Origin of the sequence: Pseudomonas sp. BN505 (assembly GCF_029873175.1) — a bacterium.
In the GTDB taxonomy this organism is placed as follows: domain Bacteria; phylum Pseudomonadota; class Gammaproteobacteria; order Pseudomonadales; family Pseudomonadaceae; genus Aquipseudomonas; species Aquipseudomonas putida.
In genome coordinates this window covers 297,618-317,655 of sequence record NZ_SSOI01000045.1, presented here as the reverse complement: position 1 = coordinate 317,655, position 20,038 = coordinate 297,618, and the positions used below count along the sequence as shown (strand labels likewise).

Here is a 20,038-nt window from a genome sequence, read left to right as displayed (position 1 = left end):
GTTTTTCCTGTGGGAGCGGGCGCGCCCGCGAGAAGGCCGGGGCAGACACTACAGGGTCATCATACGACCGCTCAGCGACAAAAGTCACATTTCTCCCCGAACGGCACTTGCGCGATCCACGACCCACTGCTTGAATCCAAATCGTCAGTCTGCATGTGACTACCAAGTCACGCCCGCAGTCGAAGACACCTTTTGCCGGCTACCCAAGGCCTCGATGCCTTGGGGCACGGCAAATTGCCCCGCCAAAAACAATACCGTCGACGCAAGTGCCAAGGATCGACACAGGGCCCCCGGTTTTCTCTTCAGGCAAATGCCTACCTGTCATAAAGAACGTGCACCCTAGGTGACGCGAATACCCTTTTTGCGCCAGGAGTCGATGACATGAGGCCAGAAATCGCTGTACTTGATATCCAAGGTCAGTATCGGGTTTACACGGAGTTCTATCGCGCGGATGCGGCCGAGAATACGATCATCCTGATCAATGGCTCGCTCGCCACCACCGCCTCGTTCGCCCAGACGGTACGTAACCTGCACCCGCAGTTCAACGTAGTACTGTTCGACCAGCCGTATGCTGGCAAGTCCAAGCCGCACAACCGTCAGGAACGCCTGATCAGCAAGGAGACCGAGGCGCATATCCTCCTTGAGCTGATCGAGCACTTCCAGGCAGACCACGTGATGTCATTCTCGTGGGGTGGCGCAAGTACGCTGCTGGCGCTGGCGCACCAGCCACGTAACGTGAAGAAGGCAGTGGTGAGTTCGTTCTCGCCGGTGATCAACGAGCCGATGCGCGACTATCTGGACCGTGGCTGCCAGTACCTGGCCGCCTGCGACCGGTATCAGGTCGGGAACCTGGTCAACGACACCATCGGCAAGCACTTGCCGTCACTGTTCAAGCGCTTCAACTACCGGCACGTCAGCAGCCTGGACAGCCATGAGTACGCGCAGATGCACTTCCACATCAACCAGGTGCTGCAGCACGACCTGGAGCGAGCGCTGGATGGTGCGCGAAATATCGACATCCCGGTACTGTTCGTCAACGGTGACCGCGACGAGTACACCACGGCCGAAGATGCCCGGCAGTTTGGCAAGCATGTGGGCAGAAGCCACTTCAGCGTGATCCGCGACGCGGGCCATTTCCTCGACATGGAAAACAAGACCGCCTGTGAAAACACCCGCAGCGTCTTGCTTGGCTTCCTCAAGCCGACCGTGCGTGAACCTCGTCACCGCTACCAGCACGTTCAACAGGGGCAGCATGCATTGGCTATCTGAGCGCCTCGGCACTCTGTAACTGATACCCGCAGGCTATGGGGTGCCGACAAGCTTTTTTATAACTTGGGCTTCTAATTCGTGAAGGGTTCTGGTAAAAAGTGCTGCGCAGACGCGGGTATAGTTTAGTGGCAAAACGAAAGCTTCCCAAGCTTTAGTTGAGGGTTCGATTCCCTCTACCCGCTCCACATCGCATTCCAGCATGACGTTCCAGCAACGTCATCGCAGTCAAAAGGAGCCTTGGCTCCTTTTTTCGTTTCTGCCCCCCACGTTGACCTGGCCCATGGCCATTTGCCTGCCGATCCGCTTCAATGCGCAGCGGGTGCATACGCCTGCAAGCGAAACGGTTTGTGGCGGATATGCTCACTGGAATCTTGAAACATTTCGAAAGGATGACGCATGTTTCTATCCCGCTGGCTACCAGGCCTTGCCAACCTCCTGCACTATCGGCGCGAGTGGCTGCATGCCGACCTGCAGGCCGGGCTCTCGGTCGCGGCAATCCAGATCCCCATTGCCATCGCCTACGCGCAAATCGTCGGCCTGCCGCCACAATACGGCCTGTATGCCTGCGTCCTGCCGATGATGGTCTACGCCCTGATCGGCAGCTCGCGCCAACTGATGGTCGGCCCCGACGCTGCCACCTGCGCGATGATCGCCGGCGCCGTGGCACCGCTGGCCATGGGCGATCCGCAGCGCATTGTCGAACTGTCGGTGATCGTCACCGTGCTGGTTGGCGTGATGCTGATTGGCGCCGGCCTGGCCCGTGCCGGCTTCATCGCCAGCTTCTTTTCGCGGCCGATCCTGATCGGCTACCTCAACGGCATCGGCCTTAGCCTGATCGCCGGGCAGCTGTCCAAGGTGGTGGGCTTCAAGATCGAAGGCGACGGTTTCATCCTCAGCCTGATCAACTTTTTCCAGCGCCTGGGCGAGATTCACTGGGTCACGTTGCTCATCGGCCTGGCCGCCCTGGGCTTGCTGGTCTGGCTGCCGCGGCGCTACCCGCGCCTGCCTGCAGCCCTCACGGTAGTGGCGCTGTTCATGCTGCTGGCCGGGCTGTTCGGCCTTGACCGCTTCGGCGTTGCCGTCCTCGGCCCGGTACCTGCCGGCATCCCGCAGCTGGCCTGGCCGCACAGCAACCTGGAGGAAATGAAAAGCCTGCTGCGCGACGCCCTGGGTATTGCCACCGTCAGTTTCTGCAGTGCCATGCTCACTGCGCGCAGCTTCGCCGCCCGGCATGGCTATGCGATCAACGCCAACCACGAGTTTGTCGCCCTGGGCGTCAGCAACCTGGCCGCCGGGGTTTCCCAGGGCTTTGCCATCAGTGGCGCCGACTCACGTACGGCGGTCAATGACATGGTCGGTGGCAAAAGCCAGCTGGTGGGCATCATCGCGGCCCTGGTCATCGCCCTGATCCTGCTGTTCTTCACCGCGCCGATGGCGTGGATCCCGCAGGCTGCACTGGGCGCCGTGCTGTTGATGGCCGGTTGGGGGCTGATCGACATCAAGTCGCTGGGTAGCATCCGGCGTCTCAGCCGCTTCGAGTTCTGGCTGTGCCTGCTTACCACGGCGGGGGTGCTGGGCCTGGGCGTGCTGCCCGGTATCGTGTTTGCCGTCACCCTGGCGATTTTGCGCCTGCTGTACAGCATCTATCAGCCCACCGATGCCGTGCTGGGCTGGCTGCCGGGCACCGAAGGCCAGGTCGACATCCGCAAATTCAAGGACGCGCGCACCGTGCCAGGGCTGGTGGTGTACCGCTTCGACGACGCGATCCTGTTCTTCAACGCCGACTACTTCAAGATGCGCCTGCTGGAGGCGGTACAGAGCCAGCACCAGCCCAAGGCCGTGCTGTTCGATGCCGAAGCAGTCACCAACATCGACGTCAGCGGCATCGCTGCCCTGCGTGAAGTACGCGACACCCTGGCAGCGCAAGGCATCTTCTTTGCCATCGCACGCGCCCGGGGTACGTTCCTGCGCATGCTGGTGCGCTCGGGGATGGCGCGGGAAATGGAAGACAAGCTGCTGTTCGGATCGGTACGGGCCGGGATTCGCGCGTACCGGGTTTGGCGTAACCGGAGCCGCAGTGTGCCGGTTGCCGAGCAGGGCTAAAGAGGTGGTCTATTGCCACTGGCCCTATCGCCGGCAAGCCAGCTCCCACAGGTACGATGCAGGGATCACAGGCTATGCCGTACCTGTGGGAACTGGCTTGCCGGCGATAGGGCCAGTCCAGGTAACACAAGGCTGTTGGCAGGACACCAACCCTCGCTCACGCTGCATGACATGCTAAAGTCGCCCCCGTTCTCCGCTCCATCCAACGGACCCCAGCATGCCCGCACTTGACGCCACCCTCACCCCCTGGCCAGAACTCGCTGCCCGCCACCCCTGCGACGCCCTGCTGCTGGGCAACGGTGCCAGCCGCGCAGTGTGGAAGCCGTTCGGCTACTTCTCGCTCTTCGAGGAAGCGCAACGCGCCGGCCGCAAGAAAGGCCTGGCGGTCAGCGACCAGGCGCTGTTCAAATCCTTGGGCACAGAGCTGTTCGAGCCCGTGCTCAGCGCCCTCAACACCACCGTGCGCGCCAACGCCGCGCTGGCCATCAACTCCACCGCGCCGCTGAACCGCTACTACTCGATCAAGGAAGCGTTGATCCACGCCGTGCGCACCGTGCACGCGCCGTGGTCACTGATGCCAGCCACCACGCTGGCAGCCTTCAACCAGGCCTTGCGCGGCTACCGCAGTGTCTACACCAGCAACTACGACCTGCTGCTGCCATGGGCTGTGCAACACGCCCCGCACGGCTTCGCCAAGTTGTTCGACGAGCAAGGCTTCTTCGATGTGCGCCGCACCCGCAGCGAAGGCACCCGCGTACTGCACCTGCATGGCGGCCTGCACCTGCTCAAGCTGCCCGACGGCACCACCCGCCAACGCAGCGCCGACCACGCAGAGCTGCTCGATGGCTTTGCGGTGAACATCCCGGGAGAGGTGCCGCTGTTCGTCAACGAAGACCGCAGCGACGAAAAACTGCGCGCCATTCGCAACTCGGACTACCTGGGCTGGTGCCTGGGGCAGTTGGCACGGGAGAATCAAGGGTTATGCCTGTTCGGGCAGCATCTGGATAGCAGTGACCAGCACCTGCTCGAAGCTATCCGACAGGCGCGGCCAAAGCATCTGTCGATTGCCATAAGGCCATTGAGCGAGGCTTCGGTGATCAACCAGAAGCAACACTACATTGATCGGTTCGGGGATCTGACGGGCACGCAGGTGCATTTCTTTGATGCCAGTACGCATCCGTTGGGGCTGGCAGATTTGGCGATCGAGCTACCAGCCGCTCGACGCTAGCACGCTCCCAGCAGGAGCGCGCGCGCAGGCTTGCTGGGGGTTGCCGTCAGAGCAACCCATCCGCCCGCAGCAACGTCTCCAGGCAATGCTCCTGCACCCCATAAAACGCCTTGAGCTGGCCAATCTTCTCCAGCAACGCCACGTTGTCCCCCGCCTTCTGCCGCTTCACCGCAAGAATCATCTTGTTCTTGTTGGTGTGCTCCAGCGAGATGAACTCGAATACCTTGGTTTCGTAACCGCACGCTTCAAGGTAAAGCGCCCGCAGGCTGTCGGTCAGCATTTCGGCCTGCTGGCCCAGGTGCAGGCCGTACTGCAGCATGGGTTGCAGCAACCCCGGGCTGTGCAGTTGCGGGCGGATCTGTTTGTGGCAGCACGGCGAGCACATGATGATCGCGGCGTTGCAGCGGATGCCGGTATGGATGGCGTAATCGGTGGCAATGTCACAGGCATGCAGGGCGATCATCACCTCGATGGCCTCTGGCACCACGCTGCGCACGTCACCGCACTGAAACTCCAGGCCCGGGTGCTCCAGGCGTGCGGCAGCGGTGTTGCACAGGTCGACCATGTCCTGGCGCAACTCTACGCCAGTGACCTGTGCATCGCGGCCCAGGCTGTTGCGCAGGTAATCATGCATGGCGAAGGTCAGGTAGCCCTTGCCCGAGCCAAAGTCGGCCACCCGCAGTGCCTGCCCGGCCGGCACCGGGGCGCCGGCCAAGGCGTGGTCGAAGACCTCGATGAACTTGTTGATCTGCTTCCACTTGCGCGACATCGACGGAATCAACGCGCCTTGTGCATCGGTTACGCCCAGGTCGCGCAAAAACGGGCGCGACAACTCCAGGTAACGCTTCTTCTCGCGGTCATGGCCGCTGCTGGCAGTCACCTCACGCGGTGCCTGTGCGCCGTGACGCTGCAGCATCGGCTTGCCCTTCTTGCTGAAGGTCAGCTGCACTTCGCCGTCAGCATCGAACAGGTGGGCGTTGCGGAAGCTGTCTGGCAGCAGCTCGGCGACCAGCGCCTGGGCCTGGTCCAGCGGCAGGTTGCGGGTGATGTCGCGGGTCTGGTGGCGGTAGACCAGCGAAAGGCACGGCTGGCCCTTGACCTGCAACGGCTTGGCAATGATCCGTTGCAAGGTCTGATCGGCACCGACATGGCGCGCCAGCACCAGTTTGACCAAGGTATCGCCGTGCAGGGCGGCGTTCAGCAGGTCGAGAAACTGAGCGCGCGCATCCGGCGCGGAGGGGGCGGAAGTACTGGCGGACATGGAGAAACGGTGCCTCGAATAGCGGGAAGCGCATTCTACACCCTGTGGGAGCGGGTTTACCCGCGAATGCGTCGGTGGCCTCCAGGCAACATTCGCGGGTGAACCCGCCCCCACCGGGAACGCGTCAAGCCAGGCGGATCCGGATCAATCGAGAATCACCAAGCGGTTGGGCAGCTCGTTACGGGCATGGGTTGGCGGCACGTGCTGGCTAAGCAGCTCGCCACACGCCTCGATGCACTCGACAAATCCTTGCAAGGTCCGGCCCTGGCGCACCTGTTCGGCAAAGCGCGCTCCGATGGCCGCGCGGGCTTCGGCGTCCAGGCAGTGCTCGATACCGCGGTCGACCAGGATCTCCACATGCCGCTCCGCCTCGCTGACAAAAATCAGCACACCCGTGGCGCCTGCGGTGCGCTGCAGGTTCTGCTCGCGAAACTGCTGTCGGGCCAGCCGTGAAGCACGCCAGCGACGCAGGGCATGGGGGATCAGCCAGCCGGCCAGGCGCGGGTTGCGCAGCAGCAGGCACAAGCCGACGAACAGCAACACGTTGGCCACCAGCAAGCCACGCACGCTGGGCCAACCCAGCAGCCAATGCAACAGGCCTGGCACCGCCAGCGCCAGCACGGCGGCCCACAACAGCGGCCAATAGGCGTAATCGTCGGCGCGGCGAGCCAGCACCGTCACCAGTTCGGCATCGGTGCGCCGTTCGGCACGGGCAATGGCTTCGGCAATCTGCCGTTGATGGTACTCGTCGAAGGGGGTCATGCCGTCGGTCTCTTGAGCGTTCTTATAGTTGTTGTCCCGGCACTCGGGGCTTCATCCGCAGACGACATATTCAGGCATAATCCGCTGCTGGAAAGTAAGCCTGCGAATCGTACAACAATAGCCGCCTGAAAACTTCGGCCGCGCGCGTATCACCCTGGATACGGCAGAGGCCCCACAACGGAATTGATGATGAAACTGTCTTTGCTGGGCCTGGCCATGGGCCTTGCCAGTCAGGCGGCCCTTGCCGCCCCCTATGCCCCGCCCCTGCAGGACAAGCAGGCGTTCATCGAGCACCTGATCACCCAGATGACCGAAGCCGAGAAAATCGGCCAGCTGCGCCTGATCAGCATCGGCCCGGAAATGCCCCACGAAAAGATCCGCGAAGAAATCGCCGCCGGCCGCATCGGGGGTACTTTCAACTCGCGCACCGCACCCGAAAACCGCCCGATGCAGGACGCGGCCATGCGCAGCCGCCTGAAGATCCCGATGTTCTTCGCCTACGACACCATTCACGGCGAACGCACCATCTTCCCCATCGGCCTGGGCATGGCCGCCACCTGGGACATGGACGCCGTCGCCAAGGTGGGCCGCACGGCAGCCATCGAAGCCTCGGCCGACGCCCTGGACATGACCTTCGCACCCATGGTCGATATCGCCCGCGACCCACGCTGGGGCCGTACCAGCGAAGGCTTCGGCGAGGACACCTACCTGACCTCCAAGATCGGCCAGGTGATGGTGCGCTCGTTCCAGGGCAGCAGCCCGGCCAACCCCGACAGCATCATGGCCATCGTCAAGCACTTCGCCCTGTATGGTGCAGTGGAAGGCGGGCGCGACTACAACACGGTCGATATGAGCCTGCCGAAAATGTACAACGACTACCTGCCACCCTACCGCGCCGCGCTCGACGCTGGTGCTGGCGGGGTAATGGTGGCGTTGAACTCGATCAACGGTGTGCCGGCCACCTCCAACACCTGGCTGATGAACGACCTGCTGCGCAAGGAGTGGGGCTTCAAAGGCGTGACCATCAGCGACCACGGCGCCATCCAGGAACTGATCCGCCACGGCGTCGCCCGCGACGGCCGTGAAGCCGCCAAGCTGGCGATCAAGGCCGGCATCGACATGAGCATGAACGACACCCTGTACGGCGAAGAGCTGCCAGGCCTGCTGAAGTCCGGCGAAGTGACCCAGCGCGAACTGGACCAGGCGGTACGCGAAGTGCTTGGCGCCAAGTACGACATGGGCCTTTTCAAGGACCCGTACGTGCGCATCGGCAAAGCCGAAACCGACCTGAAGGACTATTACGGCAACGACCGCCTGCACCGCGAAGCTGCGCGTGACGTGGCACGCCGCAGCCTGGTGCTGCTGGAAAACCGCAACCAGACCCTGCCGCTGAAAAAGACCGGCACCATCGCCCTGGTCGGCCCACTGGCGGATGCCCCCATCGACATGATGGGCAGCTGGGCCGCCGACGGTAAACCGGTGCACTCGGTAACCGTGCGCGAAGGCCTGCGCCGCGCCGTGGAAGGCAAGGCCAAGCTGGTCTACGCCAAAGGCTCCAACGTCACGGGCGACAAGGCGATCCTCGATTACCTGAATTTCCTCAACTTCGATGCCCCGGAAATCGTCGACGACCCGCGCCCGCCTGCGGTGCTGATCGATGAAGCGGTCAAGGCGGCCAGGCAATCCGATGTGGTGGTGGCAGTGGTCGGCGAGTCCCGCGGCATGTCCCACGAGTCGTCGAGCCGTACCACCCTGGAGATCCCGGCCAGCCAGCGCGAGTTGATCAAGGCCCTGAAGGCCACTGGCAAACCGCTGGTGCTGGTGCTGATGAATGGCCGGCCGCTGTCGATCAGCTGGGAGAGCGAGCAGGCCGACGCCATCCTCGAAACCTGGTTCGCCGGCACCGAAGGTGGTAATGCCATCGCCGACGTGCTGTTTGGTGACTACAACCCGTCCGGCAAGCTGGCCATCACCTTCCCGCGCTCGGTCGGGCAGATCCCGATGTACTACAACCACACCCGCATCGGTCGACCGTTCACCCCTGGCAAACCAGGCAACTACACCTCGCAGTATTTTGAAGAGCCCAACGGCCCGCTGTACCCGTTCGGCTATGGCCTGAGCTACAGCAGCTTCGAGCTGTCGGGCCTGAAGCTGTCGAACAAGGACCTCAAGCGCGGCGACACGCTGGAGGCCAAGGTGACGGTGGCGAACACCGGCAAGGTAGCCGGCGAGACCGTGGTACAGCTGTACCTGCAGGACGTGTCGGCGTCGATGAGCCGCCCCGTCAAGGAACTCAAGAACTTCCAGAAGCTGATGCTCAAGCCGGGCGAGTCACGCACCTTGACCTTCCGCATCAGCGAGGAAGACCTGAAGTTCTACAATGGCCAGCTGCAGCGGGTTGCCGAGCCAGGGGAATTCAATGTCCAGATCGGGCTGGATTCCCAGGCGGTGCAGCAGCAGAGCTTCGAACTGCTGTAACCGAAAGGTCGCCTGTACCGGCCTTTTCGCGGGCTTGCCCGCTCCCACAGGTACTGCACAGGTCCATCGGGCTGTGAGTATCCAGTGGGAGCGGGCAAGCCCGCGAAGAGGCAGGCCCCGATATCACAATCATCCGGATCCGCCTCCATGCCCTTTTCCTTTCGCGCCCTGCGTCTGGGGCTGATCACCCTGCTGATCGTGCTGGGTACCGCCCTCAGTGCCGGTTGGGCCATGCACCAGGCCAAGCGCCAGGCCATGGAAGACGACGCCCAGCGTGCCAGCCAGCAGTTGGGCCTCTACGCCAATACCCTGCATACCCTGATCGACCGCTACCGCGCCCTGCCCGCCGTGCTGGCGTTGGACCCGGAGCTGATCGCCGCCCTGCGTGGCCTGGCCAGCGAAGAGGTGCAGGACGCCCTGAACCGCAAGCTTGAACGCATCAACGGCGCCGCAAACTCCTCCACCCTCGAACTGCTCGACCGCACCGGCCTGGCCATCGCCGCCAGCAACTGGCGGCTGCCCAGCAGCTATGTCGGCTCCAACTACGGCTTCAGGCCCTATTTCAAGCAAACCCGCAGCCAGGGCAGTGGCCGCTTCTACGCCGTGGGCGTGACCAGTGGCGTTCCGGGCTACTTCCTCGCCAGCGCGGTGAACGACGAGCATGGCCGCTTCCTCGGTGCCATGGTGGTGAAGCTGGAGTTCCCGGAACTTGAACGCGAGTGGCGCCAGGGCAGCGACATCCTGCTGGTGAGCGATGCCCGCGGCATCACCTTCATCGCCAACCAGGACGGCTGGCGCTACCGCGAGCTGCAGCCGCTCAGTGGTGCCGACCGTGCCGAGCTTGCCGAAACCCGCCAGTACGACAAACAACCGCTGGTGCCGTTGCAGCATCAGGTGCTGACGCGCTTTGCCGCCAACAGCACCCTTAGCCGTGTGCAAGGCCCCGAGGGCAGCGCCGAATACTTGTGGGAAAGCCTGCCACTGGAAGGCGAAAACTGGACTTTGCACCTGCTGCGCAAACCGCAGGTCACTGCCGACGGCCGCAATGCCGCCTTGGGCGCCGCCGCCGTGTGGCTGAGCCTGGTGTTCGCCGCACTGTTCGTCAGCCAGCGCCTGCGCCTGGCGCGCCTTCGCCAGCGCAGCCGCGAAGAGCTAAAGCGCCAGGTCGAGGAACGCACTCGCGAACTGCGCACGGCTCAAGAAGGCTTGGTGCAATCAGCCAAGCTGGCGGCGCTCGGGCAAATGTCGGCAGCCATGGCTCACGAAATCAACCAGCCGCTGACCACCCAGCGCATGCAACTGGAAACCCTGCGCCTACTGCTCGACCATGGCCGCCATGACGAAGCACGCCAGGCCTTGGAGCCACTGGAGCAGATGCTGACGCGCATGGCCGCGCTCACCAGCCACCTGAAAACCTTTGCCCGCAACAGCCCGGTCGGCCTGCGCGAGCGCCTCGACCTGGCCACCGTGGTCGACCAGGCCCTGCACCTGCTGGAAACCCGCATTCGCAGCGAAGAGGTAGAGGTGGCCCTGTACCTGGCGCGCCCGGCCTGGGTACGCGGCGATGCCATTCGCCTGGAACAGGTGCTGATCAACCTGTTGCGCAATGCCCTCGACGCCATGGCCGACAAGCGCTACAAACGCCTGGAGGTGCGCATCGAACCCGAGGGCGAGCGATGGCGCCTGAGCGTGCTGGACTCGGGGGGCGGCATCGCCGAGGCCAACCTGGCCAAGGTCTTCGACCCGTTCTTCACCACCAAGCCGGTGGGCGAAGGCCTAGGCCTGGGGCTGGCCATTTCCTACGGCATCGTCCACGAGGCCGGGGGCCAGCTGCAGGTCGAAAACCTGCCCGGTGGTGCACGCCTGAGCCTTACCCTGCCCCGTGACCTGGAGCCTGTATGTTGAATTCAGTGATCGTCGTCGATGATGAAGCCAGTATCCGCAGTGCAGTCGAGCAATGGCTGAGCCTGTCCGGCTTCAGCGTGCAACTGTTCGCGCGCGCCGAAGAGTGCCTGGCCCACCTGCCGCAGCACTTTCCCGGGGTCATCATCAGCGATGTGCGCATGCCGGGCATGGATGGCCTGCAATTGCTCGAACGCCTGCAGGCGGACGACCCCGACTTGCCCGTCATCTTGCTGACTGGCCACGGCGACGTGCCCATGGCAGTGGAAGCCATGCGCAGCGGTGCCTACGACTTTCTCGAAAAGCCCTTCACCCCGCAGCACTTGCTGGGCAGCCTGCGCCGGGCCCTGGAAAAGCGCCAGCTGGTGCTGGAAAACCGCCGGCTGCACGAACAGGCAGACCTCAAGTCACGCCTGGAAGGCACGTTACTGGGCATGTCTCAGGGCCTGCAACAGCTGCGCCGACAAGTACTGGAGCTGGCCAGCCTGCCGGTCAACGTGCTGATCCGTGGCGAAACCGGCAGCGGCAAGGAGCGCGTGGCCCGTTGCCTGCACGATTTTGGCCCTCGCGCCGGTAAACCCTTCGTCGCACTCAACTGCGCGGCCATTCCCGAATCGCTGTTCGAGGCCGAGCTGTTTGGCCACGAAAGCGGCGCCTTCACCGGCGCCCAGGGCAAGCGCATCGGCAAGCTGGAGTACGCCAACGGTGGCACGGTGTTTCTCGACGAAATCGAGAGCATGCCGCTGGCGCAGCAGGCCAAGCTGTTGCGCGTGATCCAGGAGCAGAAGCTGGAGCGTCTGGGTGCCAACCAGAGCATAAGCGTCGACCTGCGTGTCATTGCCGCGACCAAGCCCGACCTGCTCGAAGAGGCCCGCGCCGGCCGCTTTCGCGAAGACCTTGCCTATCGCCTGAATGTGGCCGAGCTGCGCCTGGCGCCGCTGCGTGAGCGGCGTGAAGACATTCCTCTGCTGTTCGAGCATTTTGCCCGCGCTGCAGGCGAAAAGCTGGGCCGTGCCGCCCCGCTGCTGTCGGGTGTACAACTGGCTCAACTGCTGTCCCATGACTGGCCGGGCAACGTACGTGAGCTGGCCAATGCGGCGGAGCGCCATGCGCTGGGGCTGAGTTCGCCGAACATCGAAGCGACACCTGCCGGGCAGTCGCTGGGCGAACAGATGGAAGCGTTCGAGGCGCAATGCCTGCGCGCAGCCTTGCGCCAGCATGGGGGCGAGATCAAGTCGGTGATGGAGGCGTTGCAGTTGCCGCGGCGTACGCTTAACGAAAAGATGCAGCGGCATGGGCTGATGCGCGAGGATTTTGTCGGGCGCGAATGAGCGGATTTCCGCTTACCTGCAATCGTTGATAGGCAAAAATCCGCTTATTTCTGAACGATCATGGGGCTGCTTCGCAGCCCATCGTGACGCAAGGCCGCCCCTACAGGTCAGCTACCACTGCGGTTTTGCCCTCAAATGAATCAGCCTGCACCCATTTGGCACACCTTCTGCAATTGCCTTGGCAAGCTGCGCCACGGCGCGCTCCACAAAAACAACGAGAAGGTATCCCTGATGGATAACGCCACCTCCCTGCCCGCTGGGGCGGCCACTGCGCCCGCCGCAGAAAAAACCACCGCCAGCCGTTTGAAGTCGATCTTCAGCGGGTCCATCGGCAACATGGTCGAATGGTACGACTGGTACGTCTACGCCGCATTCTCGCTGTACTTCGCCAAGGCCTTTTTCCCGGCCGGTGATTCCACCGCACAATTGCTCAATACCGCCGCGATCTTCGCCGTGGGCTTCCTCATGCGCCCGATCGGTGGCTGGCTGATGGGCCTGTACGCCGACCGCAAAGGCCGCAAGGCCGCGCTGATGGCCTCGGTACTGCTGATGTGCGCCGGCTCGCTGGTCATCGCCCTGACCCCGGGCTACGAAACCATCGGCGTCGCCGCACCGGTCCTGCTGGTCGTCGCACGCCTGCTGCAAGGCTTGTCGGTGGGTGGCGAATACGGCACCTCGGCCACCTACCTCAGCGAAATGGCCAGCAAGGAACGCCGTGGCTTCTTCTCCAGCTTCCAGTACGTGACCCTGATCTCCGGCCAGCTCATCGCCCTGGCGGTACTGATTGTCCTGCAGCAGACCCTGACCACAGAGCAGCTGTATGCCTGGGGCTGGCGCGTGCCGTTCGTGATCGGTGCACTGTGCGCAGTGGTGGCCCTGTACCTGCGTCGCGGCATGGAAGAAACCGCCTCGTTCACCAAGAAGGAAAAGGCCAAGGAAAGCCTGATGCGCACCCTGCTGCGCCACCCCAAGGAGCTGATGACTGTGGTCGGCCTGACCATGGGCGGCACCCTGGCCTTCTATACCTACACCACCTACATGCAGAAGTACCTGGTCAACACCGTGGGCATGAGCATCAGCGACTCGACCACCATCTCGGCCGCTACACTGTTCCTGTTCATGTGCCTGCAGCCGGTGATCGGTGGCCTGTCCGACAAGATCGGCCGACGCCCGATCCTGATCGCCTTCGGTGTGCTCGGCACCTTGTTCACCGTACCGATCCTCAGCACCCTGCACACCATCCAGACCTGGTGGGGCGCATTCTTCCTGATCATGGCGGCGCTGATCATCGTCAGCGGCTACACCTCGATCAACGCCGTGGTCAAGGCAGAGCTGTTCCCTACCGAAATTCGCGCCCTGGGCGTGGGCCTGCCGTACGCCCTGACCGTGTCGATCTTCGGCGGCACCGCCGAATACGTGGCCTTGTGGTTCAAGAGCGCAGGCATGGAAAGCGGCTTCTACTGGTACGTCACCGCCTGTATCGCCTGCTCGCTGCTGGTTTACGCGACCATGAAGGACACCAAGCAACACTCGCGGATTACTACTGACTGACGCTGGTTGGCAACACTGAAAGGGGGCGCTCCATTACATGGGCGCCCCCTTTTTCATGACGCACGACAACCTGTGAGCCGAATAGCGCTATTATTCGGCTCACCCAATGAGCCGAATAGCCGGCTTATTCGGCTCACAGGATGGATCGGCACAATCATGAACAGCCATTTGTGGATCTGGCAGCAACCAGCCTGGCCCCAATTTACCTGGCAAAACGAAGCCATTGCCCCGCTCCTGCGCAACTGCATCAGCATGCAAGGTCGTCTGCTGGGCAAGATCGGCAGCATCGATGGGCTCAGCGAGTGCCAGAACATGCTGGATACGCTGCTGCAGAACATCGTCACCTCCTCGGCAATCGAAGGTGAACAGCTGAATGTGGGCTCGGTGCGCTCTTCTCTTGCCCGTCGGCTGGGCATGGATGAACCGGGAGCTACCAGTGCCCGCAGTGAAGGGCTGGCAGAACTGATGCTGGATGCAACTCAAGGGTATGACCGACCACTAACCCTGCAACGCCTGTTCACTTGGCACCAGTGGCTATTCCCGGAAGTACAAGGCGCCTTGAGCAAGGCGGTACTGGTCGGCCGGTTACGTGATGAAGTGCCCATGCAGGTGATCTCCGGCCGTCTCGACAAGCCCACCGTGCATTTCCAGGCACCACCGCGCGAGGGTCTTGAAACACAGCTCGCGGTGTTTCTCGACTGGTTTGCCAACAGCCTCGATATCGCTGGTCTGGATCCGCTGTTACGCGCCGGTATTGCGCACTTCTGGTTTGTCACGCTGCACCCGTTCGATGATGGCAATGGTCGGCTGACCCGGGCGATCACCGACCTGGCGCTGGCCCAAGCTGAGCGCCAGGCCATTCGCTTCTATGCCATGTCCGCCAGCATCCTCGAGGACAGGGCCGGCTATTACCAGGTCCTGGAGAGCAGCCAGAAAGGCGACCTGGATATCACCCGCTGGTTGTCCTGGTTCCTTGCCACATTGCTGCGCAGCCTCGAACAGGCACTGGCAAACATCGACCGGATACTGGCCAAGGCCAGGTTCTGGCAGGCGCATCGCGCAGATGGCTTGCTGCCTGAACAGGTCAAGGTGCTCAACAGGTTGCTTGATGGCGGCCCCCGCGGTTTCGAGGAGGGCATCAGCGCTACGCAGTACCAGGCAGTGGCGAAGGTTTCCAAGGCCACTGCGACCCGCCACCTTACCGATCTGCTCGACAAGGCTTGCCTGGTTCGCCTGCCAGGCGGGGGCCGCAGTACCCGCTATCGCATCAACACTCAGGACATCTCCAGCGACTGACGACACTTTGAAACAAGATGTTCCATTCTTAATACCCCTTTAATTCCCGACCTTGAAGCTGCAATGGCTGACAGAACGACGACGCTAGGGCTTGCGGCTACTCACTGACACCGCTGCCTGCCCCACGCGAAGCCTGTCCAAATACATCGGCTTATTCGATTTATAAACGCTATTTTTTGCGCTTTTTAATCAAATTAATCGGCGTAGGATTAAACCCATAGAAACAAACAACTTCTCGAACCCCGGAGCAACGACCATGAAAAACAAACTGATCCTCACCCTGGCCCTCTCGGTTTTCGCCGCTGGCGCCTTCGCCGAAGATGGCTTCGACCGTACCAACGCTCACACCTTTGCCGCCGCTCAAACCCAGTCCGCCAGCTACGCTGAAGACGGTTTTGACCGCACCGGTGGCCAACGTTTCGCTGAAGACGGTTTCGACCGCACCGGCGGCCAGCGCTTTGCTGAAGACGGCTTCGACCGCACCAACGGCCAGCGCTTTGCTGAAGACGGCTTCGACCGCACCGGCGGCCAGCGCTTCGCTGAAGACGGCTTCGACCGCACCAACGCCCACCGCATCAGCTGATACCTGATGCGAGCACCCAGCCCGGCTTCGGCCGGGCTTGATCATTTGCAGGCGAGCACAGGCTTGGCACACTAGGCACCTTGTCCATCAGGAGGTAGGGCCAACAAGCCCAGCACAGATGTATTACTACGAACCTGCCAAAGGCCACGGCCTGCCCCACGACCCGTTCAACGCCATCGTCGGCCCCCGCCCTATCGGCTGGATTTCCTCGCATGACCGCGAAGGCCGACTGAACCTGGCGCCCTACAGCTTCTTCAACGCCTTCAACTACATCCCGCCGATCATCGGTTTCTGCAGCGTCGGGCGCAAAGACAGCCTGAACAACATCGAGCAGACCGGCGAATTCGTCTGGAACCTGGCCACCCGCCCACTGGCCGAGCAGATGAACCAGAGCTGCGCGCCGGTTGCTGCCGAGGTGAGCGAGTTCGAGTTGAGCGGCCTTACCGCCACGCCGTCGAGCATCGTCAGCGTGCCCCGCGTGGGCGAAACCCCGGTGGCGTTCGAGTGCAAGGTCAGCCAGATCGTCCAGCTCAAGCGGGCCGACCAGGCACTGGTGCCCAGCTGGCTGATCCTCGGAGAAGTGGTTGCGGTGCACATTGCCGAGCACCTGCTTGAAAACGGCATCTACGATACCGCTGCCGCCGAACCGATCCTGCGTGGCGGTGGCCCGGCGGACTATTTCGAGCTGGGCAACCTGTTCAAGATGGGCCGCCCGCCGGCCTGATCACCAGATCAGTTCACCCTCTTCGCTGACGCCTTGCAGGCGCTGCAGCTCGGCCGTGGCCGCTTCGTCGGCGGCCACGGCGCCCTTGAACAACTGCCCGTCCAGGACCTTGTGAAAGCGCGGCGCGCCGCCCATGGCCAAGGCCTTGACCGCAATGGCCGCGTTGTAGCCGCCACCTTCCACCGGCACCATCGCCGATACCGCTTCGAAATGAGTGAATTCCCTACGTGCCATGTTGCTATCCGCGTGGTTGAACAAGGGCGCTACTCTACCTCATCCACCCTCAATCGAAGGTGTGCAAGTCCAGGCTGCTGACCACCTGTGCCTGCACCAGCTCGCCAAACACATCCAGTGTCGGCGAAGCAAAGTAGCCACTCATCGCCTGCTGATCCTGCCAGCTGCCACTGAGCAACCACAGGTCGGCATCGGCCTGGGAGCGCTGTACCGTGAAGCTCAGGCAGCCCGGCGCACGCAGCGAGGGCTCGAGCAGGTCGCGCAGGCGCGCGCCCAGTTCTGCCGAGCGCCCGCTGCTGGCACGGATGAAAGCAAGATGGGTGACCGGTTGTTTTAGGGTCATTGCACAATCTCCTTGAAGCAGGCGGACGAAAAAGCCAGGCTGCCAAGGTTAGGGGCTCACCCGCGCGCCGCGTTAGGCCATTACTGCTCGCCGATTGCCTGATCCTGCTGCGCGGCAGGATCAGGCAAGCGACGTGCAGCTTTCGACTAGCGCCCCTCTTTGCCCAAACCTATGCTGCGTCGGTCAGCAGAGGAAAGCCATCATGACCACCGCCACGTCCATCGACCCGACCCTGGAACTGCAGCGCCTGGAACTGGCCGAGCTGATCCGCCGCCATGCCGGCGACCCCCATGGTCCCGCATCGGCCATCGATGACCTGTATCTGGTGCGCTACACCGAGAACGTGCGCTCGGTGCCGACCCTGGCGCAACCGGCGCTGTGCATCCTTGCCCAGGGCAGCAAAAGCCTGTTCCTGGGTGACGAGCAGTACGCCTACGACCCCCTGCACTACATGGTGGTGTCGGTGACCTTGCCGCTGAGCGGGGTGAGGCTCGACGCCAGCCCGGAAAACCCCAGCCTGGGCCTGCGCATGGACCTGGACCCGGCCGAGATCAGCCAGCTGATCGCCGAGAGCGGGCCGATGCTGGTACCTAACCGGCCTTCAGGCCGTGGTTTGTATGTGGAAAGGACCGATGCCGCATTGCTCGACGCCTTGCTGCGGCTGCTACGCCTGCTGGATACCCCGCGCGACATCGCCATGCTCGCGCCACTGTTCCGCCGCGAGATTCTCTATCGCCTGCTGCGTGGGCCGCAGGGTTGCCGGCTGTATGAAATTGCCTTGGCCAACAGCCAGACTCACCGGGTGTGCCAGGCCATTACCTGGCTCAACAACAACTACCAGTTACCCCTGCGCATCGAGGACCTGGCCCGGGAGGTCAACCTCAGCACTTCGACCTTGCACCATCGCTTCAAGGCCGTGACGTCGATGAGCCCGTTGCAGTACCAGAAGCAGCTGCGCCTGCAGGAGGCGCGGCGGTTGATGCTCAACGACGGGCTAGAGGCGGCGGTGGCAGCCTACAGGGTGGGGTATGAAAGCCCGTCGCAGTTCAGCCGTGAATACAGCCGGCTGTATGGCGCACCACCGATTCGGGATGTGGCGCGGTTGCGGGCTACTGCTGGCTGAGCCTGGTTCTTCCTGTACTGGCCTCTTCGCGGGTGACCCCGCTCCCACAGGATCACCACAGCTTTCGAACACTGTGGCGATCCTGTGGGAGCGGGTTCACCCGCGAAGAGGCCCGCACAGGTAATAACCTTGATTCAACCCGCCACGGTTTCCTGCCACTGATTCTGGTCAACCTGGATCAAGGTCGGCCCCTTGCGCTCCACCGCCTGCCCCAGCGCCACCTGCAGCTGCTTCACGTCGGTCACATGCTCCGCCGCAGCCCCCAGCGCCCGCGCCACGCCGATGAAGTCCGGGGTATGGATATCTACCCCGACCGGCTCGATCGCCCGGTTGACCATATACTTCTTGATCTCCTCGTACCCCTGGTTATTCCACAGCAGCACGATCAGCGGCACCTGCGCCTCCACCGCACTGGCAAGCTCCGGCAGGGTGAACTGCAAACCGCCGTCACCAATCAGGCACACCGCAGGCGCGCGCTGGCCGATTTGCTCCGCACTCCCCAACCACGCGCCCATGGCCGCAGGCAGCGCATAACCCAGGGTGCCGTAGCCGGTTGAGGCATTGAACCAGCGACGTGGCTGGTGCATGTCCAGGGTCAGGTTGCCGGTGTACACCGGCTGGGTCGAATCGCCCACCAGCACGGCATTGGGCAGTCGCTCCAGGATCGCGCTCAGCAGACGGGTCTGGCTCAGGGTTGGCTGGTCCCAACCTGCCGCCAGTGTCTGGCGCAGGTTGGACACGCGAGCCACACCCCAGGTGCTTTCCCGCACAGGTTGCGGTTGGGCCTGCAAGGCAGCGAGCAACGCCTCGGCGGCCAGCTCGGCATCGGCTACCAGCGCCAGCTCCGGCAGGTAGTTACGCACGGTCTGGTCCGGATCGATATCGATGCGCAGCAGGCTACCCGGGATCTCGAAGCCACCCTTGAAGGTCACGTCATAATCGGTTTCAGCCAGTTCAGTACCGATCGCCAGCACCACGTCCGCTTCAGCCACCAGCTCTCGAGTAGCCGGCAGTGACTGGGTCGAACCGATCTGCAGCGGGTGGCTGGCCGGGAGCAAACCCTTGGCATTGATGGTCAGGGCCACCGGGGCCTGAAGGTGTTCGGCCAAGCGCGCCAGCGCAGCACCCGCGGCCAACGCGCCACCGCCCGCCAGGATCAACGGCCGCTTGGCACCTGCCAGGCGCTCGGCCATCTGTGCCACGGCCTGCGGCGCTGCCCCTGCCCGGCTGCCACGCACCGGGCGGCCCGGCAGCAGGAAGTCGGCCGGTTCGACCAGCACGTCCAGCGGGATTTCGATATGCACCGGGCGTGGCCGGGCGCTCTCGAACACGGCAAATGCCCGCGCCAGCACCTGCGGCAGGTCTGCAGCACTCATCAAGGTGTGAGAAAACGCGGCCACTCCCGACACCAGCGCCGACTGGTTGGGCAGTTCGTGCAGCTTGCCGCGGCCACCGCCCAGCTGATCACGGGACTGCACACTGGAAATCACCAGCATCGGGATCGAGTCGGCATACGCCTGGCCCATGGCAGTGGTGATATTGGTCATGCCAGGGCCGGTAATGATGAAGCAAACCCCAGGTTTGCCACGGGTGCGCGCATAGCCGTCAGCCATGAACCCTGCACCCTGCTCATGGCGCGGGGTGATGTGGCGAATGGACGAGCCCGCCAGGCCACGGTAGAGCTCAACGGTATGTACACCGGGAATGCCGAAGACATGGTCGACGCCATAGCCTTCAAGGAGATTGACCAGTACTTCGCCGCAGGTTGCCATCGGGTTTCACCATGAATCTTGTTGGAGTATGCCCTTATTGGACCCAAGCCACGGCTATCGCCACAATGCAAAAAAACA

Annotated in this window: 16 protein-coding genes and 1 tRNA gene; 12 read left to right on the top strand and 5 right to left on the bottom strand. The window is 63.0% G+C overall.

Going from position 1 to position 20,038, the window contains the following annotated elements; translation table 11 throughout:
- The first annotated feature begins 381 nt into the window (after positions 1-381).
- The 4 genes from phaG to E8E78_RS14635 all read left to right on the top strand — a co-directional run bounded on the left by phaG (position 382) and on the right by E8E78_RS14635 (position 4,600).
- Positions 382-1,269, top strand: coding sequence for a (R)-3-hydroxydecanoyl-ACP:CoA transacylase (gene phaG, locus E8E78_RS14650; RefSeq protein ID WP_016498154.1), 888 nt, complete (start codon positions 382-384; stop codon positions 1,267-1,269).
- 111 nt (positions 1,270-1,380) lie between these two features.
- Positions 1,381-1,454: transfer RNA gene (locus E8E78_RS14645), tRNA-Gly, on the top strand.
- A 211-nt stretch (positions 1,455-1,665) separates the two neighbouring features.
- Entirely contained in the window at positions 1,666-3,372 is a 1,707-nt protein-coding gene (locus tag E8E78_RS14640; protein WP_049273385.1) for a SulP family inorganic anion transporter, read from the top strand.
- A 217-nt stretch (positions 3,373-3,589) separates the two neighbouring features.
- Positions 3,590-4,600: a DUF4917 family protein gene (locus tag E8E78_RS14635; protein WP_049274513.1), complete on the top strand. Its 1,011-nt coding sequence runs from the start codon at positions 3,590-3,592 to the stop codon at positions 4,598-4,600.
- Positions 4,601-4,646: 46 nt separating this feature from the next.
- On the opposite strand, the gene E8E78_RS14630 is transcribed toward E8E78_RS14635, so the two are convergent.
- Together E8E78_RS14630 and E8E78_RS14625 are read right to left on the bottom strand one after the other, a co-directional pair.
- Positions 4,647-5,861: an SAM-dependent methyltransferase gene (locus tag E8E78_RS14630; RefSeq protein ID WP_280313016.1), complete on the bottom strand. Its 1,215-nt coding sequence runs from the start codon at positions 5,859-5,861 to the stop codon at positions 4,647-4,649.
- A gap of 144 nt (positions 5,862-6,005) precedes the next feature.
- Positions 6,006-6,623, bottom strand: coding sequence for a TPM domain-containing protein (locus tag E8E78_RS14625; RefSeq protein WP_049274511.1), 618 nt, complete (start codon positions 6,621-6,623; stop codon positions 6,006-6,008).
- Positions 6,624-6,809: 186 nt separating this feature from the next.
- On the opposite strand from E8E78_RS14625, the gene bglX reads away from it, so the two are divergent.
- The 7 genes from bglX (at position 6,810) to E8E78_RS14590 (ending at position 16,488) form a co-directional block, all read left to right on the top strand.
- Positions 6,810-9,101 carry a beta-glucosidase BglX gene (gene bglX, locus E8E78_RS14620; RefSeq protein ID WP_049274510.1) on the top strand — a complete coding sequence of 764 codons (2,292 nt, stop codon included), beginning with the start codon at positions 6,810-6,812 and terminating at the stop codon, positions 9,099-9,101.
- A 147-nt stretch (positions 9,102-9,248) separates the two neighbouring features.
- Positions 9,249-11,006: an ATP-binding protein gene (locus E8E78_RS14615; protein ID WP_280313019.1), complete on the top strand. Its 1,758-nt coding sequence runs from the start codon at positions 9,249-9,251 to the stop codon at positions 11,004-11,006.
- On the top strand, positions 11,000-12,334 hold the full coding sequence (locus tag E8E78_RS14610; protein ID WP_049278206.1) for a sigma-54 dependent transcriptional regulator: 1,335 nt from the start codon (positions 11,000-11,002) through the stop codon (positions 12,332-12,334). Before E8E78_RS14615 ends, E8E78_RS14610 begins: the two co-directional genes overlap by 7 nt.
- 231 nt (positions 12,335-12,565) lie before the next feature.
- Positions 12,566-13,885 carry an MFS transporter gene (locus tag E8E78_RS14605; protein WP_016498146.1) on the top strand — a complete coding sequence of 440 codons (1,320 nt, stop codon included), beginning with the start codon at positions 12,566-12,568 and terminating at the stop codon, positions 13,883-13,885.
- A 156-nt stretch (positions 13,886-14,041) separates the two neighbouring features.
- Entirely contained in the window at positions 14,042-15,181 is a 1,140-nt protein-coding gene (locus E8E78_RS14600) for a Fic family protein (protein ID WP_049278208.1), read from the top strand.
- 256 nt (positions 15,182-15,437) lie between these two features.
- Positions 15,438-15,764 (top strand): hypothetical protein, encoded by a 327-nt coding sequence (locus E8E78_RS14595; protein ID WP_049278210.1) that lies wholly within the window; start codon positions 15,438-15,440, stop codon positions 15,762-15,764.
- 118 nt (positions 15,765-15,882) lie between these two features.
- Positions 15,883-16,488 (top strand): flavin reductase family protein, encoded by a 606-nt coding sequence (locus E8E78_RS14590; protein ID WP_016498142.1) that lies wholly within the window; start codon positions 15,883-15,885, stop codon positions 16,486-16,488.
- Here E8E78_RS14590 and E8E78_RS14585 read toward each other — a convergent pair whose 3' ends face one another.
- Positions 16,489-16,722 carry a hypothetical protein gene (locus E8E78_RS14585; RefSeq protein ID WP_049278212.1) on the bottom strand — a complete coding sequence of 78 codons (234 nt, stop codon included), beginning with the start codon at positions 16,720-16,722 and terminating at the stop codon, positions 16,489-16,491.
- A 49-nt stretch (positions 16,723-16,771) separates the two neighbouring features.
- Positions 16,772-17,065, bottom strand: a complete 294-nt coding sequence (locus E8E78_RS14580; RefSeq protein WP_049278214.1) for an antibiotic biosynthesis monooxygenase family protein — start codon at positions 17,063-17,065, stop codon at positions 16,772-16,774.
- Positions 17,066-17,267: 202 nt separating this feature from the next.
- On the opposite strand from E8E78_RS14580, the gene E8E78_RS14575 reads away from it, so the two are divergent.
- Positions 17,268-18,188, top strand: coding sequence for an AraC family transcriptional regulator (locus tag E8E78_RS14575; protein WP_016498139.1), 921 nt, complete (start codon positions 17,268-17,270; stop codon positions 18,186-18,188).
- A 134-nt stretch (positions 18,189-18,322) separates the two neighbouring features.
- On the opposite strand, the gene E8E78_RS14570 is transcribed toward E8E78_RS14575, so the two are convergent.
- A complete protein-coding gene (locus E8E78_RS14570; protein ID WP_049278215.1) occupies positions 18,323-19,960 on the bottom strand; it encodes a 5-guanidino-2-oxopentanoate decarboxylase in 1,638 nt (545 codons plus the stop codon).
- Between the last annotated feature and the right edge of the window lie 78 nt (positions 19,961-20,038).